The 23,484-nt window shown below is 63.7% G+C and carries 21 protein-coding genes and 1 pseudogene; 8 read left to right on the top strand and 14 right to left on the bottom strand.

Annotated features, from left to right (window positions below; translation table 11 throughout):
- Positions 1-38 precede the first annotated feature (38 nt).
- Genes ACWTU9_RS17035 through ACWTU9_RS17025 form a run of 3 tightly spaced genes read right to left on the bottom strand, consistent with a single transcriptional unit; the run spans position 39 to position 2,152 of the window.
- Positions 39-173 carry a hypothetical protein gene (locus ACWTU9_RS17035; protein ID WP_455859287.1) on the bottom strand — a complete coding sequence of 45 codons (135 nt, stop codon included), beginning with the start codon at positions 171-173 and terminating at the stop codon, positions 39-41.
- 48 nt (positions 174-221) lie between these two features.
- The gene (locus ACWTU9_RS17030; protein WP_455859286.1) at positions 222-722 is read right to left on the bottom strand and encodes a hypothetical protein; all 501 of its coding nucleotides are present in this window, start codon (positions 720-722) and stop codon (positions 222-224) included.
- A 20-nt stretch (positions 723-742) separates the two neighbouring features.
- Complete coding sequence (locus tag ACWTU9_RS17025; protein WP_455859285.1) at positions 743-2,152, bottom strand: FAD-binding oxidoreductase; 1,410 nt, start codon at positions 2,150-2,152, stop codon at positions 743-745.
- A gap of 225 nt (positions 2,153-2,377) precedes the next feature.
- Between ACWTU9_RS17025 and ACWTU9_RS17020 the strand changes: the two genes are divergently transcribed.
- From ACWTU9_RS17020 to ACWTU9_RS17005, 4 genes are all read left to right on the top strand, one after another.
- Positions 2,378-2,863, top strand: coding sequence for a thioesterase family protein (locus ACWTU9_RS17020; RefSeq protein ID WP_455859284.1), 486 nt, complete (start codon positions 2,378-2,380; stop codon positions 2,861-2,863).
- 144 nt (positions 2,864-3,007) lie between these two features.
- Complete coding sequence (locus tag ACWTU9_RS17015) at positions 3,008-3,205, top strand: hypothetical protein (protein WP_056582983.1); 198 nt, start codon at positions 3,008-3,010, stop codon at positions 3,203-3,205.
- A gap of 278 nt (positions 3,206-3,483) precedes the next feature.
- Positions 3,484-4,650 carry a histidine kinase dimerization/phosphoacceptor domain -containing protein gene (locus ACWTU9_RS17010; protein WP_455859283.1) on the top strand — a complete coding sequence of 389 codons (1,167 nt, stop codon included), beginning with the start codon at positions 3,484-3,486 and terminating at the stop codon, positions 4,648-4,650.
- Positions 4,647-5,096, top strand: a complete 450-nt coding sequence (locus ACWTU9_RS17005; protein WP_455859282.1) for a response regulator — start codon at positions 4,647-4,649, stop codon at positions 5,094-5,096. The genes ACWTU9_RS17010 and ACWTU9_RS17005 overlap by 4 nt, the downstream gene beginning before the upstream one ends.
- Before the next feature lie 3 nt (positions 5,097-5,099).
- Here ACWTU9_RS17005 and ACWTU9_RS17000 read toward each other — a convergent pair whose 3' ends face one another.
- From ACWTU9_RS17000 to ACWTU9_RS16990, 3 genes and pseudogenes are all read right to left on the bottom strand, one after another.
- Positions 5,100-6,005 carry a dienelactone hydrolase family protein gene (locus tag ACWTU9_RS17000; RefSeq protein ID WP_455859281.1) on the bottom strand — a complete coding sequence of 302 codons (906 nt, stop codon included), beginning with the start codon at positions 6,003-6,005 and terminating at the stop codon, positions 5,100-5,102.
- 132 nt (positions 6,006-6,137) lie between these two features.
- On the bottom strand, positions 6,138-6,347 hold the full coding sequence (locus ACWTU9_RS16995; protein WP_455859334.1) for a hypothetical protein: 210 nt from the start codon (positions 6,345-6,347) through the stop codon (positions 6,138-6,140).
- A gap of 223 nt (positions 6,348-6,570) precedes the next feature.
- Positions 6,571-8,875, bottom strand: a pseudogene (locus ACWTU9_RS16990) (glucose/quinate/shikimate family membrane-bound PQQ-dependent dehydrogenase).
- 294 nt (positions 8,876-9,169) lie between these two features.
- Here ACWTU9_RS16990 and ACWTU9_RS16985 point away from each other — a divergent pair.
- Positions 9,170-11,872 (top strand): ATP-dependent helicase, encoded by a 2,703-nt coding sequence (locus ACWTU9_RS16985; RefSeq protein WP_455859280.1) that lies wholly within the window; start codon positions 9,170-9,172, stop codon positions 11,870-11,872.
- A 21-nt stretch (positions 11,873-11,893) separates the two neighbouring features.
- Here the strand turns inward: ACWTU9_RS16985 and ACWTU9_RS16980 are convergent, their stop codons facing one another.
- The 5 genes from ACWTU9_RS16980 to ACWTU9_RS16960 form a co-directional block, all read right to left on the bottom strand.
- Entirely contained in the window at positions 11,894-12,943 is a 1,050-nt protein-coding gene (locus tag ACWTU9_RS16980) for an ABC transporter permease (RefSeq protein WP_455859279.1), read from the bottom strand.
- The gene (locus ACWTU9_RS16975) at positions 12,940-13,737 is read right to left on the bottom strand and encodes an ATP-binding cassette domain-containing protein (RefSeq protein WP_455859278.1); all 798 of its coding nucleotides are present in this window, start codon (positions 13,735-13,737) and stop codon (positions 12,940-12,942) included. The genes ACWTU9_RS16980 and ACWTU9_RS16975 overlap by 4 nt, the downstream gene beginning before the upstream one ends.
- A gap of 85 nt (positions 13,738-13,822) precedes the next feature.
- Complete coding sequence (locus tag ACWTU9_RS16970; protein ID WP_455859277.1) at positions 13,823-14,830, bottom strand: substrate-binding domain-containing protein; 1,008 nt, start codon at positions 14,828-14,830, stop codon at positions 13,823-13,825.
- Positions 14,831-14,930: 100 nt separating this feature from the next.
- On the bottom strand, positions 14,931-15,839 hold the full coding sequence (locus ACWTU9_RS16965) for a sugar phosphate isomerase/epimerase family protein (protein WP_455859276.1): 909 nt from the start codon (positions 15,837-15,839) through the stop codon (positions 14,931-14,933).
- Complete coding sequence (locus ACWTU9_RS16960; RefSeq protein ID WP_455859275.1) at positions 15,836-16,867, bottom strand: Gfo/Idh/MocA family protein; 1,032 nt, start codon at positions 16,865-16,867, stop codon at positions 15,836-15,838. The genes ACWTU9_RS16965 and ACWTU9_RS16960 overlap by 4 nt, the downstream gene beginning before the upstream one ends.
- Positions 16,868-17,062: 195 nt before the next feature.
- On the opposite strand from ACWTU9_RS16960, the gene ACWTU9_RS16955 reads away from it, so the two are divergent.
- Positions 17,063-18,088 (top strand): LacI family DNA-binding transcriptional regulator, encoded by a 1,026-nt coding sequence (locus tag ACWTU9_RS16955; RefSeq protein WP_455859274.1) that lies wholly within the window; start codon positions 17,063-17,065, stop codon positions 18,086-18,088.
- An 85-nt stretch (positions 18,089-18,173) separates the two neighbouring features.
- Here ACWTU9_RS16955 and ACWTU9_RS16950 read toward each other — a convergent pair whose 3' ends face one another.
- Positions 18,174-18,488, bottom strand: a complete 315-nt coding sequence (locus tag ACWTU9_RS16950) for a ferritin family protein (RefSeq protein WP_454589687.1) — start codon at positions 18,486-18,488, stop codon at positions 18,174-18,176.
- A gap of 71 nt (positions 18,489-18,559) precedes the next feature.
- Positions 18,560-19,315 carry a bestrophin-like domain gene (locus ACWTU9_RS16945; RefSeq protein ID WP_455859331.1) on the bottom strand — a complete coding sequence of 252 codons (756 nt, stop codon included), beginning with the start codon at positions 19,313-19,315 and terminating at the stop codon, positions 18,560-18,562.
- Positions 19,316-19,486: 171 nt separating this feature from the next.
- Here ACWTU9_RS16945 and ACWTU9_RS16940 point away from each other — a divergent pair, with 171 nt between their 5' ends.
- On the top strand, positions 19,487-20,962 hold the full coding sequence (locus ACWTU9_RS16940; RefSeq protein ID WP_455859273.1) for an esterase-like activity of phytase family protein: 1,476 nt from the start codon (positions 19,487-19,489) through the stop codon (positions 20,960-20,962).
- A 76-nt stretch (positions 20,963-21,038) separates the two neighbouring features.
- On the opposite strand, the gene ACWTU9_RS16935 is transcribed toward ACWTU9_RS16940, so the two are convergent.
- On the bottom strand, positions 21,039-21,833 hold the full coding sequence (locus ACWTU9_RS16935) for a L,D-transpeptidase (protein ID WP_454589689.1): 795 nt from the start codon (positions 21,831-21,833) through the stop codon (positions 21,039-21,041).
- A 188-nt stretch (positions 21,834-22,021) separates the two neighbouring features.
- Between ACWTU9_RS16935 and ACWTU9_RS16930 the strand changes: the two genes are divergently transcribed.
- The gene (locus ACWTU9_RS16930; RefSeq protein WP_455859272.1) at positions 22,022-23,482 is read left to right on the top strand and encodes an MATE family efflux transporter; all 1,461 of its coding nucleotides are present in this window, start codon (positions 22,022-22,024) and stop codon (positions 23,480-23,482) included.
- Positions 23,483-23,484 lie beyond the last annotated feature (2 nt).

The following is a 23,484-nucleotide window of genomic DNA, read 5'->3' as shown; positions in this document are numbered from 1 at the left end:
GAACGGGTTGATTGAAAGTCAGCCGCACTCTACCCGCATCAGCGTGTCGATAAAGAGGCAATTTCCTTGGCAGATAGGAGCAGCCTGCCCTCATCGGCAAAGACATGCGGCAAGGGCGCACCGGCGGACGATAGCGGCACGTCGACCGGCAGCAATGTCTCTGATGTCGGCATCTGCTGGCCCTTCCCACGGCAACGAAGCAGCTCTCGCGCTCCGCGGTCCTATCCCGCCATAGCCCTTCGGCGATATTCGTTCAGCAGCGCCACCATCTCCTCGGGCGACAATGTCCAGCCCTGGGGTAATGCGGCTTCGGCGCCCAGGCTTTTGGTGACGCTGCGCATGACGGAGCTTTTCTTGACCCCCGGTGCGAAATTGTACCCGATCATGTCGCCGACTCTGCGCCGACGATGGACGACGAAGAAGCCTTCGATATCCTTCCAGAGGACCAGCTTGGGCGATCGAACAAGACCTCCGCCGAGACTGAAACCTTGTCCGTTCAGCACCAGGATCTGCGGGCGCGCAAGCTGCCAGGCAAACACCAACACGCCCAGCCCGAAAAACGCCACGCACCACCAAAGGCCGGCGGTGTCGCCGTCCTCGGAGACATGGATCAGGAAAGCGCAGGCCAGGACAAAGAAGAGGCTGACGGACAACAACAACAGTGTCTTGCCGCGCGATGCGCTTATAACCAGGGGCTCAATAGTCTCGGTCCCGTACCGCATTGTCGCCCCTCACATTTCGCCTATGCAGGTAGTATCTTGCCCGGGTTCATGATGTCTTGCGGATCGAGCGCTTTTTTGATGGAACGCATGATGTCGACGCCGTGGCCGAGTTCGTGGCGCAGGAATCCTATCTTGCCCTGGCCGATGCCGTGTTCGCCGGTGCAGGTGCCGTCCATGGCGATCGCCCGCATGTTGAGCCGGGCGACGAATTTTTCCGCCAGCGCAATCTCCTTGGGGTCGTTCACATCCATCAGCACCAGCACGTGGAAATTGCCGTCGCCAGCATGGCCGACGATCGGCGCCACCAGGCCCATCTCGGCAATATCCGCCTCGGTTTCGGCAACGCATTCGGCCAGCCGCGAGATCGGCACACAGACATCGGTCGACAGGCCTTTGGTGCCGGGACGCAGCGTCAGCGATGCCCAATAGGCATCGTGTCTGGCCTTCCACAATTTCGTCCGCTCCTCAGCGACGCTGGTCCACAGGAACGGTCCGCCGCCATTATCCTCGGCGATCACGCCGAAGGTTTCCGCCTGTTCGGCAACGCCGGCATCGCTGCCGTGGAATTCCACGAACAGGCACGGGCTCTCCGGATAATCGAGCTTCGAATAATTCTTCATCGCCCGCATCTGCAGCGCATTGACCAGTTCGATGCGCGCCACCGGGATGCCCATCTGGATCGTGGCGATCACCGCATTGCAGGTTGCCTCGAGGCTCGGAAACGGGCAGACGCCGCCGGAGATCGCCTGCGGAATGCCTTGGAGCTTCAAAGTCAGCGACGTGATGATGCCGAGCGTGCCTTCGGAGCCGACCAGCAGCCGCGTCAGGTCGTAGCCGGCCGAACTCTTTTTCGCACGCTTGCCGGTCGTCACCGTCTCGCCATCTGCCATGACTGCCGTCAGCGACAGCACGTTCTCGCGCATCGTGCCGTAGCGCACCGCATTGGTGCCGGAGGCCCGCGTCGCCGCCATGCCGCCCAGCGAAGCATTGGCGCCGGGATCGATCGGAAAGAACAGGCCGGTGTCACGCAAATGACGGTTGAGATCCTCGCGCGTCACGCCGGGCTCGACGGTGCAGTCGAGATCCTCAGGGTTGACCGCCAGGATGCGGTTCATGCGCGATGTGTCGACCGAGATGCCGCCGCCGGGCGCGTTGGTGTGGCCCTCCAGTGACGAGCCGACCCCGAAGGCGATGACCGGCACGCGATGCGCCGCGCAGGCGCGCACGATCTCCTGCACTTCCACTGTCGTCTCCGGGAACGCGACGCCATCGGGCGCCTGCGACGGGATATAAGTGGTGGTGTGGGCATGCTGCGAGCGGATCGCCGCGCCGGTCTGGAAGCGTTCGCCGAACTGCTGCTTGAGGATGCCGAGCACGGCAGCGATGCCTTCCTCGTTGCGTTCGACCGGGTTGAGGTCGCTCAGAGCCATGAATTCCTCCGCGAATGGACCAGCGTCCACGCTTGTTATGCGATTATGGATGCACAAGAAGCAATTCCAGGAAAAGTGTGAAGCGGTTTTCCGTCCGGAATTGCGTCAAAACAAAAAACGAGAGCGGTTCACCGTTTCCGCGAAACGGTGAACCGCTCTAGTCTCACCGGCCGCGTCCTGTCCAGCGCCAGAACTCGGTCCAGCACCAAAACAAGGATGCTCACGATGCCCATCTCCGCCCCCTTCGTTTCCAAACCGATGGACATCGAGAAGGACTGGATCGACTATAACGGCCACCTCAACATGGCCTATTACAACGTGCTGTTCGACCGCTGCTCGGACGAGGCGTTCGAGGCGATGGGCATGGGGCTGGACTATGTCAAGGAGCGGCGCCTGACCATCTACACGGCCGAGGTTCATGTCTGTTACGTCCAGGAGCTGCACCTCGAACACAAGGTAGTCGTCTCTTTCCAGCTGATCGACCATGACGACAAGCGGCTGCGGGCCTACCAGGAAATCCGCCACGTCGACGGCTGGCTCGCCGCCACCTCCGAAACCCTGTCGCTGCATGTCGACATGTCCGGGCCGAAGGTTGCGCCCTTCCCCGCCGACGTGCAGGCCAAGGTGGAAGCGATGCGCGCCGCCCATTCAGGCCTGCCGATGCCCGAACGCGCCGGCCGCTCGATCGGCATTCGCCGCAAGACCGCTTGAAGCCCTCCGGCGCCCGCGTTAACCTTACCAAGGTTTTAACGTTAACAAACCATTTGAGCCATTGAACGACTCAGCAGACCGTTTGAGAACGGGCTGATCCGAGTTGCGATGCGGGCGGCGGGCACAGGCGGTTCGAGGAACGTCATGAAAACCGATATCAAGGTCGAAGTGGACAGGTTGGCTGCCGATCCGCGTATCACCGACTATGATTTCTGGCGCTCGTTGAAGAACGTCAACAACGAGATCTTCCACATCGCCAACAGCAACGAGCCGATCCCCTTCGACATGATTCGCTGGCGTGCCATCCTGAAGCAGGCGCGCATGAAACGCGGCCACGCCTGACGTTTCCCCTACCCCTGAAACCGCCGCCAGCGGCGAGCGCGACATCCCCGTTGACGATTGCAAGACCACCGCGTTGACCATGCTAGAGCGTCGGCGCCAGCGCTGCTTTCAGCGAATCGGCCGACTCGGATCAACAACAAAAACCTTTCGTTTTTCAATCGATTGTGGAACCGGCGATTTGGTTCCGCGAACGGCTGCGTGCGACAAGAAAGCTTAGGATTGAACAATTCCACGTCTGAGCCGTTGTGCCCCCTGAAAAACGGCTTGGGAGTGAAAGCATGGACTGGAAAAGGACCAGGGAACCGGCCGACGCATGGCACATGACGGACAATCTGCACGCCGAGCACGGCAAGGGCGATCCGTTCGCGGCAGCCATTCGTGCCACCCGCATGTCGATGATCATCACCGATCCCAGGCAGCCGGACAATCCGATCGTCTTTGCCAATGACGCCTTCCTGCGCCTCACGGGCTATGAGCGCGAGGAGGTCATGGGCAAGAACTGCCGTTTCCTGCAAGGCCCCAAAACCGACAAGGCAGCCATTGCCAGCGTGCGCGAAGCGATTGCCGAGCGGACGGATATCAGCGTGGATATGCTGAACTACCGAAAGGACGGCTCGACGTTCTGGAATGCGCTCTACATCAGCCCGGTTTCCAACGATAAAGGTGAGTTGCAGTTCTTCTTCGCCTCGCAACTCGATGTGTCCGATCGCAAGCTTTCCGAGCATCGCATCACCGCCGACAAGGACCGCTTCGAACAGGCCGTGAAAGAACGTACCAGCGAGCTTGAAGCAGCGCTCGAGGCTCAGACCACCCTGCTGCACGAGGTCGACCACCGCGTGAAGAACAACCTGCAGATGATCTCATCGCTGATCATCATGCAAAGCCGGACGATCAAGGACGAAGCGACGAAGCAGTCGCTGACCACGATGCTGGAGCGCATAGAGGCGCTGAGCACCGTGCACCGCCGGCTCTATCAGTCGAAGGATGTCAGCCGCTTCGACGTCTCGGATTTCGCCAGGGATCTCGTCACCGACCTGCTGACAGCGTCCGGACGCGGGGAAATCAAGTCGACGCTGGACCTCGAACCGATCGTCATTCCGGCCGAAAAGGCCACGCCTGTCGCCTTGATGGTCAACGAACTTGTCACCAATGCGCTGAAGCACGCTTTCAAGGAAAAGCCCGACGGCACCACCACGGGCCGCATCTGCATCAAGATGAGCCAGCCAGACGGCCACTTCAACATCGAGGTATCCGATGACGGTGTCGGCATGGCCGATGCCAGTGGCGACGCCTCTTTCGGCATGCGGCTGATCAAGTCGCTTGCCCGCCAGTTGCATGCCGACATCGAATGGCGCGACGCCGGCCCGGGCACCAGGGTCGTCATCTCGATGCCAAATGAATCGCAGCCGAAGGGCGAACCGCAGCAGAAAGGGAATGTGTCATGATTGAACCGCTCAAGGTCCTGATTGTCGAGGACGAGGCGCTGCTGGCGATGGAACTGGAAAGCCTTGTCGAGGAGGCCGGCCATCACGTCGTCGGCTGGGCGACATCCCTACCCGAAGCAAGAGATATCGTGGATGCCGCGGATGCCGACATCGCCTTTGTCGATATTCACTTGGCCGATGGGCCGACCGGGGTCGAAATTGCCGAACATATCCGCGATAGCAAACGCTCCATGGTGGTCTTCATGACCGCCAATCCAAAACGCATTCCCGACCACTTCGCCGGCGCGATCGGAGTGATCGCCAAGCCCTATACGATGAACGGACTGTTTTCAGCATTGCGCTATCTCCAGGAGGGCGTGCGCCGCCCGCCTCCTGTCTCGGTGCTGCCGGCCGGTTTTACGCTGTCGCCGGCATACCAGAACGTGTGGGCGTCGCCGGCCACGTGAAGACTATCCGAGTTTCTCCTTCAGGAAAGCGATAGTCCTCCCCCAGGCCAGATCGGCGGCCTTCTTGTCGTAACGCGCGGCTGAGGTGTCGTTGTTGAAGGCATGGTTGACGCCGTCATAGACATAGACCGTGTATTCGACATGCGCCGCGTCGAGCGCCTTCTTGTAGGCATCGATGCCGGCGTCGATGCGCTCGTCGAGCCCCGCATAGTGCAGCAAAAGGGCCGCCTTGATCTTCGCCGCATCCTCGGCCTCCGGTTGCATGCCGTAGTAGGCGACGCCGGCCGCGAGATCGGGCGCATTGACGGCCAGCGTGTTGACCGTGCCGCCGCCCCAACAGAAGCCGACCGCGCCGACCTTGCCATTGCCGTCCTTCTCGCCCTTGAGATAGGCGATGGTCGCCAGGCCATCGGCGGTGACCTGCTTGGCGTCGAGCTGGGTGAACATGTCGCGCGCCTTGTCTTCGTCAGCGGGAGTGCCGCCGAGCGGCGACAGGAAATCCGGCGCCAGCGCCACGAAACCCTCAAGCGCCACCCGCCGCGCGATATCCCTGATATGCGGATTGAGGCCACGATTTTCGTGAATGACGATGACCGTGCCGAGCTTGCCGGACTGGTCCGCCGGTTTGACCAGATAGCCCTTCATCTCGCCGCTGCTGCCGGGATAGGTGATATCATGCTCTTTCACGCGCGGATCGTTGTCGGCGACTACAGCCGCCTGCGCGGAGTTGGCGGCCAAGAGAGGCGCGATCGTGGCTGCCGCGGCGCCCGACCCGGCAAGCCTGGTCAGCTGCTCCATGAAGCGGCGGCGATCGAGCGTCAGATGGGTGTATTCGTCATAGGCGTCGATCATCGCCTGGGTGATGGCGGGGTTACCGGGCCTGGCTGCTTCGGCGGTGGGTTTCGTCATGGCGGTGCTCCTCGCTCAGACATGAGCTCGCGGGTCAAGATAGGGTGCAAGCTCGCACGGTCCAGTCACGGGTCGGTGACGGTTCCGCCGTGAGGCCGTGCAGTTGGCGCAGCTGCAACAACCGCGCCGCCATCACATTTTGGTCATTTCGGAGAATGTTGATGGTGCTGCCACAATATCAGGAGAGGTTGATTGCGGCTTCGCCCGTTGCCGCAGCCAGACGAGAAGGAACAACGCCATGACCTTGTCCACTCCGATCCTTGTAAGCGCACTCGTCCTTGCCGGCGCGGCCTTGCTTGCCCTGCGCTCCACCGCGTCGGAAGCCGCCAGGCGGATGGTCAAGGTCAGGGTCGACCGGCGCCGTTCGAAAACCCGATAACCGACCGCAAGACCGAGGGGGAAGAGCATGGACGCCCAGAGCATCGTGAATACCGTTGCCGAGAAAGCCGGGCTCGACATAGCGTAGATCTAGAAGGCCGGCGCCACGCTGATCCAGCAGGCTGAAGCCGCCACTGGGCCGAAGCTGACCAGCGAAGTACTGGGCCCGGTGCCCAGCCTGAAGGGGCTATTTCGGCAGCGTATACGCCATCACATAATCGCCCGGCTTGGTGCCGACCGAGCCATGGCCGCCGGCGACGATGACCACGAACTGGCGGCCGTCGGCGACAGTGTAGGTCATCGGCGTCGATTGCCGGCAGCCTGGCCCGCCAGAGCTGCTTGCCCGATGTCACATCATAGGCGCGCAGATAATCATCGACCGCCGCACCCAGGAACGCGACGCCGCCGGCGGTGATCATCGGCCCGCCAATGCCGGGCACGCCCACCTTCAGCGGCAATGGCAGCGGCGTCATGTCGTAGACGGTGCCGTTGCGGTGCTTGTAGGCGATCTTGCCGGTTCTGAGATCGGCGCCGGCGACATAGCCCCATGGCGGCGCCTGGCACGGCACGCCGAGCGGCGACAGGAACGGCCCCATCACAACCGCGTAAGGCGCACCCTCATTGCGGTTCAGCCCCTGTTCGCTGCCACGGCCTTCATCCGGCGGTGGCACCTCATCGCGCGGAATGAGCTGCGATTTGAAGGCCAGATAGGTCGGCATGCCGAACATCACCTGCCGCACCGGATCGACGGCGACGCCGCCCCAATTGAAGGTGCCGAAATTGCCGGGATAGATCAGCGATCCCTGCACGGAAGGCGGGGTATAGCGGCCCTCATAGCGCAGGCCCTGGAATTCGATTCGGCAGGCCAGCTGATCGAACATGGTGATGCCCCACATGTCGGCGCCGGTCAGCGGTTTCGGATTGAAGGAGAGATCCGAGGTCGGCTGCGTTGGGGACGTGTGGTCGCCCTCGATGGCGCCGCCCGGCGCCGGCACTTCCTTGACCGGAATGATCGGCTCGCCGCTGCGCCGGTCGAGCACATAGAGGTCGCCCTGCTTGGTTGGGCCTACCAGCGCCGGCACCACACCGGCGGCGGTGGTGATGTCGACCAGCGTCGGCTGCGCCGGCACGTCCATATCCCAGAGGTCATGGTGCACGGTCTGCCGCACCCAGCGCAATTGTCCGGTGGCGAGATCGAGCGCGGTGATCGAGGAGGAGAACTTCTCGACATTGGCGCTGCGGCCGGCGCCGAGCTGGTCAGGCGTCTGGTTGCCGAGCGGCACATAGAGCAAGCCGAGCTTCTCGTCGGCGCTCGCCGTCGACCACATGTTGGGCGAGTTGTGGGTGTAGGTCTGGCCTGCCGCCAGCGGTGTCGTCTGGTCCGGATTGCCGGAATCCCAGTTCCACACCAGGGCGCCGGTGTCGACATCGAAGGCGCGGATGACACCGGACGGCTCCTCGGTCGAATAATTGTCGTTGACGGCCCCGCCGACGATGATCTTGCCGCCGGCAATCAGCGGCGCCGAGGTCGAGTAATAATAGCCCGACTTCGGATAGGGCATGTTGATCATGAGGTTCAGCGTGCCGGCTTCGGCGAAGGACGCGCAGACCTGGCCGTTGGCGGCGTCGAGCGCGATCAGCCGCGCGTCCGAGGTCGGCAAATAGACGCGTGTCGCACAGGGCTGGCCAGCCGCGATCTTGGCATCGGTGAAGTAGGACACGCCGCGGCAGGTCTGGTGCTGGCGGTTCCTGTCGAGCTTGACCTTGGGATCGAAGCGCCACTTCTCCTTGCCGGTCGCGGCATCGATGGCGATGGCGAAATTGTGCGGCGTGCAGATGTAGAGCGCGTCGCCCACCTTCAGCGGCGTCACCTGATAGGTGGTTTCGCCGATATCGTCCGGACCCTTCACGTCACCGGTCTGGTAGGTCCAGGCCGGCTGCAATTTGGCGACGTTGTCCGGCGTGATCTGGTCGAGCGGCGAATAGCGCTGGCCGAACGGCGTGCGGCCATAGAAGTGCCATTCGCCGGGAGGCACATTGCCGCCGAGATCGGCGGTCGGCGTCACCTTGTCGGCATTGAGTTCGCCGGCAATGTCCTTGGGATCGGCGGTCATCGAATAGCCGGCCACCGCGAGTGAGGCGAGCACCGCCAGGATGAGCGGTGCGCGTGCGTCGGGACCGGTGAGGCCCCGCCTTGCCCACGGCGTCAGCAGCCACAGCGCCAGAAGCACGATGATGCCGCCGCGCGGGCCGAGTTCCCACCAGTCGAAGCCGATTTCCCACACTGCCCAGGCCAGCGTGCAGAGCACGATTGCCGCATAGAGCCAAAGCGAAGTCGACTTGCGTCGAAACAGCAGCCAGGCGGCGATCAGGAAGGCCAGACCGGTGATGACATAATACCAGCTGCCGCCCAGCATCGCGAGCCGGATGCCGCCGCCGCCAAGCGCCAGGCCGATGAGGAACAGGATGAGGGAGGTGATGACGACAGCCAAGACGATACTCCTTCGACTGATGCGCGTCCCGCGCCGCGGCCAGGGCATCCCGTTCCCGCCCCGAGCGCAACTTTCTCCCGCCCGCCGCGTGTGTCAAGCAAAGCCTGCCAGCATAGGCTGAGAGCCCAGCATGCTCTCACCTTTCGCGCCGGCGCCTCCCAACCAACGTGTTTTGGCCCGGGTGGGTGGATTCAGGCCAACAATTCAACACGGCGCCCGGGAATCTGGCTTCCAACCAGAACAAAACGTAGACACTTCTGGTCTTTCGCTGCCGAATCACTACATTCGGGGGCGATGTCCGGCTTTTCGGAAGACATGCCCTTTTTTGACGAACCCAATGCGCGGCCCGCGGCCCCGTCGGGCATAGCCGCGCGCGCCATGGCGGCCCGCAGCGGTAGCAACAGCGCGCCTGATTATCTCAAGGGATTGAACCCTGAGCAGCGGCTCGCCGTCGAAACCACAGAAGGCCCGGTCCTGGTGCTGGCCGGCGCCGGCACCGGCAAGACGCGGGTGCTGACCACCCGCATCGCCCATATCCTCGCGACCGGAAAGGCCTTCCCCTCGCAAATCCTGGCGGTGACCTTTACCAACAAGGCCGCCCGCGAGATGAAGCAGCGCATCGGCCTTTTGGTCGGTGAAGCCGTCGAAGGCATGCCGTGGCTCGGCACCTTCCACTCGATCGGCGTGAAACTGCTTCGCAGACACGCCGAGTTGGCCGGGCTGAAATCCGACTTCACCATTCTCGACACCGACGACGTCGTGCGGCTGATCAAGCAGCTGATCCAGGCCGAGGGCCTGGACGACAAGCGCTGGCCGGCCAAGCAGTTCGCGCAGATGATTGACGGCTGGAAGAACAAGGGCCAAGGCCCTGCCGACATCGCCGAAGGCGACGCCCGCAGCTTCGCCAACGGCAAGGGCCGCGAGCTGTACAAGGCCTATCAGGAGCGGCTGCAGACGCTGAACGCTTGCGACTTCGGCGATCTGCTCTGCCACCCGATCCGCATCTTCCGCGCCAATCCGGATGTGCTCAAGGACTACCACAAGCGCTTCAAATACATTCTCGTCGACGAGTACCAGGATACGAATACCGCGCAGTATATGTGGCTGCGGCTTTTGGCGCAGCGGCCGCAATCCTCCCCCCTTGAGGGGGAGGTGCCCGCGAAGCGGGCGGAGGGGGTCGCCGCAGAAGGCACCGCCAGAACGTCGAGCACTGCCGCGAGGACCCCACCCGACCGGGCTGCGCCCGGCCACCCTCCCCTCAAGGGGGAGGGATATCAGCGCTCGTCCACCGTGAACATCTGCTGCGTCGGCGACGACGACCAGTCCATCTATGGCTGGCGAGGCGCCGAGGTCGACAACATACTGCGCTTCGACAAGGACTTTCCCGGCGCCACCATCATCCGGCTGGAGCGCAACTATCGGTCGACCGCCCACATTCTCGGCACCGCCTCGCACCTCATCGCCCACAATGAAGGCCGCTTCGGCAAGACGCTGTTCACAGAGAAGGTCGCCGAGGACGACGAGAAAGTGCATGTCCACGCCGCCTGGGATTCCGAAGAGGAGGCCCGCGCCGTCGGCGAAACCATCGAGACCTACCAGCGCGCCAAGCACAACCTCAACGACATGGCCATTCTTGTCCGCGCTTCCTTCCAGATGCGCGAGTTCGAGGATCGTTTCGTCACGCTCGGCCTGAACTACCGCGTCATCGGCGGCCCGCGTTTCTATGAGCGCATGGAAATCCGCGACGCGCTGGCCTTCTTCCGCGTCGTCGCGCAAGGCGCCGACGACCTCGCCTTCGAGCGCATCGTCAATGTGCCGAAGCGTGGCTTGGGCGAAGCCACCATCCGCCAGATCCACGACACTGCGCGTGCGCTGCGCATCCCGATGCTGGAGGCCGCCGCCAAGCTCGCCGAAAGCGACGATCTGAAGCCCAAGCCGCGCGCCGCCTTGCGCGAAGTGGCCGCCAATTTCGAGCGCTGGCAGAAGGCGCTGGAAACCACGCCGCACACCGAACTCGCCGAGACCATTCTGGAGGAGAGCGGCTACACCGACATGTGGAAGAACGACCGCTCGGCCGAAGCGCCGGGCCGGCTGGAAAATTTGAAGGAACTGATCCGCTCGATGGAAGAGTATGAGTCACTGCGCTCCTTCCTTGAACATGTCGCCCTGGTCATGGACGCCGAACAGAATGCAGAGCTCGATGCCGTCAACATCATGACGCTGCATTCGGCCAAGGGCCTCGAATTCGAGACCGTGTTCCTCCCCGGCTGGGAGGAGGGCCTGTTCCCGCACCAGCGCGCGCTGGACGAAGGCGGCCGCTCCGGCTTGGAGGAAGAGCGCCGGCTGGCCTATGTCGGCCTGACCCGCGCCAAGAAGAACCTGCATCTCTGGTTCGTCTCCAACCGCCGCATCCACGGCCTGTGGCAATCGACCATCCCGTCGCGTTTCCTCGAAGAGTTGCCGAACGCCCATGTCGAGGTCGCCGAAGGCGGCAACAGCTACGGCGGCTACGGCAATTCCTATGGCGGCGGCTCGTTTGCTTCGGGCCGTGGCGGCCAGGGAGCAGGACGACAGAACCCCTATGGCGCCTCACGTTTCGACAATGTCGGCGCCAACACCGGCAGCGCGGAAAAATCCGGCGCCTTTTCCAACACCTACGCGACGCCCGGCTGGCAGCGCGCGCAGGCCAACCGCACCGAAGCGACCGACCGCAACTGGGGCACCCGCTCCGGCCACCAGGTCGAGCGCATCGGCTATGGCGAAACGGACTCCGGCTACGGCGCCGGCCGCACCTCGGTCAAAGGCCGCACCATCGACGGCGAGCTGATCGCCAAATCCGTCGCCGACACGCCGTCGCCCTTCAGCGTCGGCGACCGCGTCTTCCACCAGAAATTCGGCAACGGCAACATCTCCGCCATCGAAGGCAACAAGCTCACCATCGACTTCGACAAGGCCGGCCAGAAACGCGTGCTGGATGGGTTTGTGGCGGCGGTGTGAGCAGCCTGAATTACCGACCCCTCACCGATATCTCGCCTGGTTCCACTTGTGCCCCAGCAGCGACAGGATGATGATCAGGCCGTTGAAGAATTGCACGTAGAAGCCGCTCAGCCCCGCCGCCACGACGCCGGTCTGGATGAAGGACACGGTAACCGCGCCGATTGCGCCGCCGACCACGGTGCCGATGCCGCCCCAGGTCGGCGTGCCGCCGACGAACACCGAGGCCAGCACCGGCAGCAAATAGCCGTCGCCGGCCGTCGGCCACCAGGTGAAGTTGATCATCACCGAGAAGCAGCCGGCGATCGCGGCACCTATGCCGACGAAGACGAACACTTTCACCCGCACGCGTTTGACGTCGATGCCCATCTGCTGGGCGCTGTCGGGATTGTCGCCGACCACCCTCACCTGAGCGCCGAAGCGATGTCTGTTGTAGAGCAGCGCCGAGAGCACGACGAAGGCAATGGCCCAGAAGATCTGCACCGGGATACCGTGGATCTGGCTGGAGAAGATCGTGTAGACCCAGCTGCCGCTGAGGCTGGTCAGCGAGATCGACTTGCCCTCGTTGATGATCTGGATCAGGCCGCGCAGCAGGAAATTCATGCCGAGCGTGGCGATCAGCGACGACAGCCCGCCATAGACCACCAACGACCCGACCAGGAAACCGAGCAGCATGCCGGTGACGAGTGCCGCGGCGATGCCGAGGAACGGATCATAGCCGGCCTGCACGACCAGCGCGAAGACCCATGAAGCAAGGCCCATCGTCGCCGGAAACGACAGGTCGATTTCGTTGCAGGTGACGACAAAGACCAGCGGCACCACCACGAACAGCGCCACCGGCAGCGTGGTCAGCACCGAGCTGTAGAGATACCAGGTGGTGAAGACGGTCGGGTTGGCGATGATGAACACCGCCATCATGATGATGAACACGCCGAGCGTGCCGAGCGAGGCGCGGTTGTCGAGGATGAAACCGCGCATCCAGTGATCGGATGGGTGCTTCCACTCCTTCTGGGAATTGGGGCGGGGAATGCTGGCCGCCGGCTCGTGCAGATCGGGTTCCATGGTCTTGCTCATCGTGCTCTCTGCTCCGCGTCGCCGGCGTCGTGCAGCCCGGCCAACCCGCCCGGATGCGCGACCTCTTCCATGAAGTTGATGAGATCCTCGGCCGACTTGACCTGGCTGCGGTCGGTGGTCAGCGCGACCCTGCCGCGATCGAGCACGACGAAGCGATCGGCGATGTCGAAGACATGATGGATGTTGTGGCCGATGAACAGGATCGAGCGGCCGCTCGCCCGCACCTGGCGCACGAAATGGAATACCTTGGCGGTCTCGGTCAGCGACAGCGCCGTCGTCGGCTCGTCGAGGACGATCAGCTCTGCCTGCTTGTAGATGGCGCGCGCGATCGCCACGCCCTGGCGTTCGCCGCCCGACAGCTGGCCGACGATCGAATGCGGCGTGAACACCTTTGAGGTGAAGCCGATCTCGCGCATCAGCCGGCTCGCCTCCTCGATCTCCTTGTTGACCTTCAGAAAGCCCATGAAGCCGGTGAGTTCGCGGCCCATGAAGATGTTGCGCACGATGGTCTGCTGCACGGCGAGCGCCCTATCCTGGAACACCGTCTCTATGCCGGCGTCGCGCGAGCGGGCCGCGCTCCATCCGGTCACCGGCTCGCCGCGCACCAGAATCTCGCCGCTGGTCGGCTTGACCACGCCCGACAGGATCTTGATCAGCGTCGACTTGCCGGCGCCATTGTCACCGATGAGGCCGACCACCTCGCCGCGATCGACGCTGAGATTGACTCCGCCCAGTGCATAGACCTGGCCATAGGACTTGCTGATGTCGCGCAGTTCGATAAGGCGTTCGGCCATCGGATCCTCGCTTGATTGTCGCATGCCGACCTTTTCGCCGGCGGCCCCGCCGGCCGGGCCCAAACCCGGCCGACGGCTTGGGAGGTCAGCGCAGCGCCTGCTTGGCGAGCTCGGCGACGATCTCGTAATTGTCGGGCGTGACGAAACCGGCGCCGGTGTCGACATTCATCGGCGCCAGCCCCAGCACCACTTGTTGGCAGAGGCTGAGGATCGGCAGATAGCCCTGCAGGAACGGTTGCTGGTCGGCCGTCAGTTGCACCCAGCCGCCTTTGAAGGCATCGACGATCTGCGGACTGGTGTCGAAGCCGAAATTGAAGATGTCGCCGGGCTTGCGCCCTGCTGCCTGCATGTATGTCGGCACATTGCCGAGCATCTGGCCGCCGGGGTAACCGACCACCTTCACGTCGGGATTGTTCAAAAGAGCTGCCGTGATCACCGGTATCGCGAGATTGGGATCCGCCGCCCATTCGGTCTGCGAACTGATTTGAACCACCTCGACGCCTGCCTCCTTCAGCGCCGCGACCGTTCCGCGCTCGCGCGCGCCGCGGCTCTCATTGTCGAACGGCCCGATCATGATCGCCTTGTCGCCGGCCTTCAGCTTGGCGAGCTTGAACGCCTCGACGCCGAGCGCACGGCCCTGCTGCTCTTGCTGGGCGCCGACATAGCCGCCGCCGAACGCCGCGACGACCGTCGGCAGGGGCACGTTCTGGTACATCATCTTGATGCCGTCCTTGTGCGCCTGTTCGGCCAGCGGCATGATGGCGGCGTCGCCCGGATGGCCCATCATGGCGATGCCGTTGGGCTTGACGGCGACCGCCTCGCGCAGCTGCTGCACCATCATTTCAATGTTCCAGGCGGAGAAGATGTAGTCGACCTTCGGTCCGAGATCCGCCGCCGCTTGCTTGGCGCCATTATAGACGATGGTGCCGAAAGCGTCGCCCTCGGCGCCGCCGACGAAGAAGCGGATATGGACATCCTTGCACCATTGGGCGTCGAGCGCCTGCGCCGGCAGAGTGGAGATGGCGGCGCACAGCGCCGTGGCGACGGCCACGACAGTCGAGCGCAGAAGTGTCGTTCTCATTGCGATGCTCATGCACGTTCCTCCCTTTTGTCCTCGGAAGCCGAGGGTTTTCGACATTCGCTTCGGCAGTGCGCCGCAATCTGTTCAGGCCGGCTCCTCCCGCCGGCCGCCGTCACGCCGGGTTCGGCAAATAGGTCGCTCCTCCGCGGCATTGCTTGAGGTACTCCAGCGCACGCACCTGACCGGTGATTTCGAGATCGCCGCGATAGACCGGGTCGTGCCAGCCTTCGATGTCGATGGCGCCCTGGTAGCCCGCCAGCCGCAACTCGCTGATCACCCGCGTCCAGTCGCTGTCGCCGAAGCCGGGCGTACGCATCTGCACGAAGGGCAGCCGGCCGAACACGCCATGCTCGCGGATGACGTCCCAGCGCACCGTCGCGTCCTTGCCGTGAACATGGAAGATTTTCGGCGCCCATTTGCGGATCTGCGGGACCGGATCGATGAGATAGACGAGCTGATGGCAGGGCTCCCATTCGAGCCCCAGATTCTCGTCTGGCAATTCGTTGAACATCAGCTCCCAGGCGTCGGGATTGTGGGCGATGTTCCAGTCGCCGGTTGCCCAGTTGCCATCCATGGCGCAATTCTCGAAGGCGATGCGCACGCCCTTGTCGGCGGCGCGCTTGGCCAGCTTCCCCCACACTTCGCGAAAGCGCGGCAGGCTGTCGGTCAGCTTCCTGCCGCGCAGGCGGCCGGTGAAGCCAGTGACCATCGAAGCTCCGAACAGATGCGCATTGTCGATGACAGTTTCCCAGGCGGCGAGCACGCCGCGATCGACCTCGCCATCCTCCAGCGGATTGCCGAACACGCCGATCGAGGACACGGCGACATCGGCATCGCCGATCGCCTCGCGAATCTCGCCGGCCAGCCGCGGCAGATCCTTGCCGCCCAGCGTCTGCCAGAAGAACGGCTGGATGCTCTCAAACCCAAGCGGCAGGATCTGTTTGATGTAAGCCGCCGGATCGTCGAGATTGGCCCGCACCATGGTGCCGATCCGGATGTCGAGAAGCGGGTTTGGCGTCATGATGCGTCCTGTGCGATTGTCACGCGGCGTCCGGTCTCGGCGCTTTCGATGGCGCCGAAAACCATGGCCAGGCTTTTGATGTTGTCGGCGCCACGCGTTTCCGGCTCGGTCCCGGTTTCGATTGCCTGCATGAAATCCCGGATGATGCCGAGATGGCCGCCAACGCGGTCGGCGGGATCGAGCGGCAGCACGTCGATAGGCTGGGTTTTGGCGAACAGGCCGTCTCGGCCCAGCACTATCATTTCCGCCTCCAGCGTATCGTTGCCATCCCAAAGGAGGCTGCCGCGCTCGGCGACGATGCGCCAGCTGCCTTCCCAGCTGGTGCGGAAACCGTCGGCGCACCAAGAGCCGGCATAGGTGAACACCTTGCCGCCGCCGAGGTCGAAGACGGCACTGGCCGACGAGCCCTGCCGGTACCAGGAATTGGCCGGCTCCCACTCCTGGCAATAGACGCCGGCCGGCTCTCCGCCGACCATGTAGCGGGCTGCGTCGAAAGTATGGATCGCCATGTCGAGCAACAGCACATGCGCCATCTCCTCGCGAAAGCCGCCGAAATGCGGCGCGACGAAGAAATCGGCATGGATGCTGGTCGGCTTGCCGATGGCGCCCGAGTCCAGAAACCGTCTTATGCGCCGGACATTGGCGACATAGCGCCGGTTCTGCACCACGGCATGAACGCGCCCGGCACGGCGCGCCGCTTCGACAATGGCGCGGGCATTTTCCGGCGTGTCGGCCAGCGGCTTTTCGGTGAGCAAATGACAGTTGTGGGCCAAGGCAGCGAAGGCGACGTCACGGCGGGCGGCGGGAACCACGACATCGAACACCGCGTCCGGCTTTGTCTGGCCGAGCACCTGCTCGAGGCTGGTGCCGATCACGACGCCATCCAGCCCGTATTCACGCGCCCTCGCCTTTGCCCGCTCGGCGTCGAGATCGGCCAGGCCGACAATTGCAAGCCCGTCGATTTGCCTCGCGGCATCGAGCCAGGCCTTGCTCATCGCACCACAGCCGACGAGGACGGCATTCATCATTCGGCATTCCTCCCGTCCGGTCCCTCCAGACCGAATGTCACGGCATCCACAGCATCACCGTAAACGTTTTTCCGTAAACGTTTACGAGAACACACCCGATGGCGTAGAATGTCAATCGGCTGCCAGCAAAAATCATCCCGAAGCCTTGGCCTGAGCGGCAGCCGGTGCTAGCCAAGGCAAGGGGGAGAACAGTCCTTGGCGTCCAGCATCCACGACCTTGCGCGTCACCTGAACATTTCGATCGGCACCGTGTCGCGGGCGCTGAACGGCCGCGCCGACGTCAATGCCGACACCCGCCAGCGCGTGCTCGCCGCCGCCAAGCAGCTGAACTATTCACCGAACCAGTCCGGCCGCAGTCTGCGGCAAGGCGCCACCCATTCGATCGCCTTCATGCTGCAGCCGCATCCGGGCGACCAGCAATATGGCGAACCGTTCTTCATCCCGTTCCTGATCGGGCTGCAGGGCCGGCTTGCCGAAAGCGGGCTCGACCTCACCGTGGTCATGGGCGCGCCAGGCGACTATCAGCAGGAGCGCCTGCGCCGCGTCGTCGAGACGCGTCGGGCCGATGCCGTGGTGCTGGCCTGGACGCGGCGTGAGGATGAACGCATCGACTATCTGCTCGAGGCCGGCTTCCCCTTCGCCACGCTCGGCCGCAGCCGCACCGGCGGCAAGGCCTATCCCTCGCTCGACCTCGATTTCGAAAAGGCCGGCAGCGACGCCGTCGACCGGCTGGTGGCGCGCGGCCACAGCCGCATCGCCGCCATCCGCCCGTCGCTCAATCTGAATTTCGGCTATCTGTTCGTCGACGGCTACCGCAAGGCGCTGAAGCGGCACGGCATCGAGGTTGATCCGGCGCTGATCGCCGACGGCTTCATCAACGAGGCCGGCGGCTACCAGGTGACGCCGCGCGTGATGCTGGCAAAGGACCGGCCGACGGCCATCATCTTCAACAATGACGCCATGGCGCTCGGCGGCTGCAAGGCACTGGCCGAGATGGGCATCCGACCCGGCCACGACATTGCGGTGACGGTCATCGTCGACACGCCGCTCTGCCGCTATTTCTCGCCGGCGCTGACCGCCTTCCGCCCGGCGCTGGAGCCGATGGGAAGGCGGCTGGCCGAAATGCTGCTGGCCTCGATCCCGGCCTTTGCCGGTCTCGAAGGTCCGCGCATCATCCGCGAAGTCTGGCCGCTGGAGCTGATCGCGCGCGACAGCGACTGATCCGTCGCTCTATCCTTGTTTTTACGCAATTCCGGACGGAAAACCGTTTCACACTTTTCCTGGAATTGCTCTGGGCGGACCGTCCTCAGTCCACCTTCTTCTCGCCCCGCTCGCCGGCCTTGACGATGTCGCCGGTCGTGAACAGGATTTCCTTCAGCTCCGCCCGCCATTCCTTCTTCTGGCGCAGCAGGAATTCGAGATCCATGCCGAAATGCTTGAATTCCTCGCCTTGCGCATTCTTCATGATCGCCTTGGCCTGCGGGTCCTTCTCGACCGACATGCGCTGTTCGTACCAGCCGATCGCTTCCGCCTCCTCGATCAGCGAGGTGATCATGCGGGCGAAGGTCCGCACCTTCTGCGTCAGCTCTTCCGGCGGCTCGTGATACTGGTCGAAGCCCATGTCGCCCTCCCTCAAACGGACCGGCAAATCTGGCCGTACCCATGAATGCACTGGAGCGCCGCAAGTTCCGCTTACTGCTGCAATTCAATCAAAGTCCTCTGCAGAGGCGCAGAAGAGATCTGGATCGGACCGGAGAACGGTATATCCATGTCGAGGATGAGGTAGAGAGCGCTGGCAATCAGCGCTGCCGACACCACGAACGTCTCTATGGTGATGGCATTCCGCGGCGCCCTGAAGCCGAAACTGGCGAAGATCAGCACCAGCCAGGCAACGAGCATAACGATCAGCGGCCGCGGGATGGTACCCTCCGATTGCTCAATCAAAGCCCAGCGCAGTTCCACCACCTTCTGCAGATGCTGGTGGGAGTCCTCCTGCACGGAAACATGCGCTGCGTCAGCAGGCTGCAGAGCGGTCAATCGTGTGCTGATCTCGGTCAACAGACGTTCAGACAGCCGGTTGGCGACGAGGGGTGTTTCGTTGGCTTCTGTCCAGTTGTTGGTCTGTCTTTGCACATAAGCGACCAGTGGCTGACGGACCTCGGCAGTCTCAGGCCCATATTGTCGAAGCGACCGGTCGAGAAGGATCAACTCCGTCGCATATGTGTGCACGTTGCGGTCGATCGACTCGAAAGTGTTCTTTGCCGAGTTGATCATCAGACCAAGCACCAGCGAGGTCATGACGACGAACAGGTTGGCGGCCAGCCGTACCACATTGTTGGTGTCGTCCTCGCGGTGATGCGCGGGCAATTTGCCATAGACAGCCATGCTGACCAGCGGCGCCGCCGTCAGGCAGAGGAAAACAGCCACCGAGATGAGTGTTTCGTGCATGCAGCCATTTCTGCACGGCAAGCAACGAATGCCAATGGCCGGCAGAACGCACTTGTCACGCAAGTATCATGTTCACGTCCTAGACCGCTTGCGGGAGGGCGAGATCGTCGATGCGACGCGGAGCCCTTTGCAGTCTCGGCCGCTTGAAGGCCTGTCACAAAGAGGATCTCCATGAAAATCTCGCACCGAACCCTGTCGCTCGGCGCCGCATTGGCGCTGTTTACCGCGTTGACCCCTGCCCTTGCCGACAGCACCGCCACCGTCGGCGGCTTCGTCAACAAGGGCCTGGTCGGCGTCGGCCGCCTCCCCGCCGACCTCAAGGACAAGTTCGGCGAGACCTTCGGCTCCGGTTCCGGCATGTCGATCGACACCGCCGGCTGGAAGCATGGCGCCGACGGCTACAAGGGTTCGCTGTGGCTGCTGCCGGATCGTGGCTACAATGTCGTCGGCACCACCGACTACCGGCCGCGCATCAACACCATCGACATCGAGTTCACGCCGACCGCACTGGGCGCGACACCCGCCGCCGGCCAGGAACAGACCGGCGTCAAGGCGACGCTCTCCGATTCCCTGCTTCTGACCGACGACAAGGGAGCCGACGCCACCGGCCTAGACCCGCTCAATGGCGTGCGCGCCGCCAGCGGCGACATGCCGATGCTGCCCGAGGCCAACGGCAAGCTGGCGCTCGACAATGAGGCGATCGCGCGGCTGCCCGACGGCACAATGTTCATCTCCGACGAATATGGTCCCAACATCTATCGCTTCTCGGCCGACGGCCACCTGATGTCGGCGACGCAGCCGCCGGCGGCCCTGGTGCCGATGCGCAAGGGCACGCCGAACTTCGCCTCCGACAATCCGGGTCCCGGTGCCGCAGAGCCCGATCCGAAGGATCCCGAGACCGGCCGCCAGAACAACCAGGGCCTCGAGGGCATGGCGCTGACCCCGGACGGCAAGTCGCTGATTGCGGTGCTGCAGTCCGCACCCCGCCAGGACGGCGGCGATTCCGGCGCCACGCGCCAGAACACCCGCGCTTTGGTCTATGACGCGACAGACCCGGCCCATCTCAAGCTGGCGCATGAATATGTCGTGCCGCTGCCGGTGTTCAAGGACGACAAGGGCAAGACCAAGATCGCCGCGCAGAGCGAGATCGTGGCGCTGTCCGACAAGACCTTCCTGATGCTGACGCGCGATAGCGGCAACGGCCAGGGCGTGAAGGGCGACACTTCGCTTGTCCGCCAGATCTTCGTTGTCGACGTGTCGGCCGCGACCGACATTGCCGGTGGCGCCTTCGATGCCGCCGACAAGCCGCTGGCGCCGAAGGGCGTGCTCGACCCCTCGGTGACCCCGGCCAAGCTGACGCCGTTCATCGACATCAACGACAACAAGGAACTCAGCCGCTTCGGCCTGCATGACGGCAAGCCGAACGACAAGAACAACCTCTCGGAGAAGTGGGAGGCGATGTCGGTGGTCAGCGTGCTCGATCCGGCGCTGCCCGACGACTATTTCCTGTTCGTCGGCAATGACAACGACTTCCTCGCCCAGGACGGCTTCCAGGTCGGCGCGCCCTACAAGGCCGAAGACGGCGCCGATGTCGACACCATGTTCCTGGTCTATCAGGTCACGCTTCCCGGCCTCGCCAAGAAGTAGTCGCATACAACAGAAAAAAGCGGACGCGCCCGGCGCGTCCGCCTTTTTGTCGGCGATCAGCGATACCGCTGGCGCCCTATTTCAAAATCTCGGCATCCCTCGGCACGCCGGCATCGATCGGCTCGGCGGTCCGGCTCGACACGGCCATGATCTTGCCGGCCGGCGACAGGTTCGGGCGCACATAAACCTGGGTTACACCGTTGACCCGGCTGTAGAGGTCGATGATGTCCTGGTTCATGAAGCGCACGCAGCCCGACGACGCGTTCTTGCCGATGGAATCCCATTCCGGCGTGCCGTGCAGCCGGTACATCGTGTCCTTGCCGTCGCGGAACAGATAGAGCGCACGGGCGCCGAGCGGGCTCTGCGGTCCCGGCGGCATGCCGTCCTTGTATTTCGCCAGTTCCGGCCGGCGCTGAATCATTTCCGGCGGCGGCGTCCACACCGGCCACTTCTTGCGCGCCTGGACCACGGCGCTGCCGGTCCAGCCGAAACCGGCCTTGCCGAGGCTGACGCCGTAGCGGATCGCCTTGCCGCCATCGCGCACCAGATAGAGGAAATGTTCCGACGTATCGACGATGATGGTGCCCGGCTTTTCGCCGGTCGGGTCGGTCACGATCTGGCGCACGAACTTGGGATCGAGCTTGGATATCGGGATCGCCGGCAGTTGATAGCCCTCGTCGACGCGTGCCGCGTACATGCTTTCGGCAGCGCCGAAAGCCGATTCGCTCGGCGGCGGCGGCGCTGCCACCGGCGGCGGCGCCACGTCCGTGGTTGTGCAGGCCGAAAGCGCCACGGAAGCGGCACCCAAGGCGGATGCCCCGAGAAACGCGCGCCGGTTCAGGCGCTCGGAAAAAAGCGGATTGTCGGACATGATCCCCCCGATTTGCGACCCCTCGCGGCGACGATCCATATCCCATTCCGGATGCTTTGAGAACCTGATTGGCGCGAGGCAGCCAGGCGGACTGTTCCGATGGCGCATCGACCTTATCCGTTAAATCGGCAATCATTGCCGGGCGGACTTTGAGATGAACCTTCGCCGAGCAGCCCGTGGACGAAAGAATGCCCGCGCGCCGGCGCACCGTCGACCTGACCAGCGGCCCCATCCCGCGCACCCTGCTTTTGTTCGCGCTGCCGGTGCTCGGCTCCAACGTACTGCAATCGCTCAACGGTTCGATCAACGCCGTCTGGGTCGGCCGCTTTCTCGGCGAATCCGCGCTGACCGCGACGTCCAACGCCAATCTGGTGCTGTTCCTGATCCTCGGCACGGTGTTCGGCATCGGCATGGCGGCGACCATCCTGGTGGCGCAATCGGTCGGCGCCCGCGACCTGCCCGAGGCGCGGCGCATCGTCGGCACCAGCGCCACCTTCTTCTTCCTCGTCTCGGTGGTCTTCGCCGTCTGCGGCTGGATCTGGGTCGACGCCATCCTCAACACCCTTGGCACGCCACCCGACGCGCTGCCGCTGGCGCGCTCCTATCTGCGCATCATCTTCGTCGCTGTGCCGATGATGAACCTCCTGTCCTTCGTCATGACGGTGCTGCGCGGTGCGGGCGATTCACGCACGCCGTTCTTTTTCATGGCGCTGGCGGTCGTGCTCGACATCGTGCTGAACCCGCTGCTGATCCGCGGCATCGGCCCCTTCCCCGAACTCGGCATAGCCGGCTCCGCCACCTCGACGCTGGTCGGCCAGACGGTGAGCGTGATCGCCATCCTCGTCGTGCTGTATGCGCGAAAGCATCCGCTCAGAATCGCCGGCGCCGACCTCGCTCTACTGCGCCCGGACCCGACCCTGCTCAGGATCGTCGTCTTCAAGGGCGTGCCGATGGGCTTGCAGATGATCGTGATTTCCGCGGCGGCGCTCACGGTGATGGGCATCGTGAATACCTACGGCTCGCAGGTCGCCGCCGCCTACGGCATCGCCGCGCAGATGTGGACCTATATCCAGATGCCGGCGCTGGCGATCGGCGCCGCGGTCTCCTCCATGGCGGCGCAGAATGTCGGCGCCGGGCGCTGGGACAGGATCGGCCGCATCGCCGCTTCCGGCGTCGGCTTCAACCTCGTGCTCACCGGCGCGCTGGTGGCGCTGCTGTTCTTCTTCGACCGGCCCGTGCTGAGCCTTTTCCTGAGTGGTGACAGCACCGCGATCGACATCGCCGCCCATATCAACAGGATAGCGTCCTGGTCATTCATCCTGTTCGGCATCACCATCGTGCTGTTCGCCACCGTGCGCGCCACAGGTGCGGTGATGCCGCCGCTGATCATCCTGGTGATTTCGGTGCTCGTCGTGCGCACCGGCTTTGCCTATTTCTTCAGGAGCTATATCGGCGCGGAAGCGCTGTGGTGGAGTTTTCCGGCGGGATCGATCACCTCGCTGCTGCTGGCCGCCGCCTACTATCGTTTCGGCCGCTGGCGCACCATGCACATGATCGAGGATCGGCCGGCAGCCGGTGAGCCGCCTGACACCGGCCTCGGCATCCCGCGCCAGCGCGCCAACATGGCGCCGGAGACGCCGAACGGGTAAGG

The organism is Mesorhizobium sp. 128a (assembly GCF_053848025.1).
This window is presented reverse-complemented; position numbering and strand designations above follow the sequence as displayed.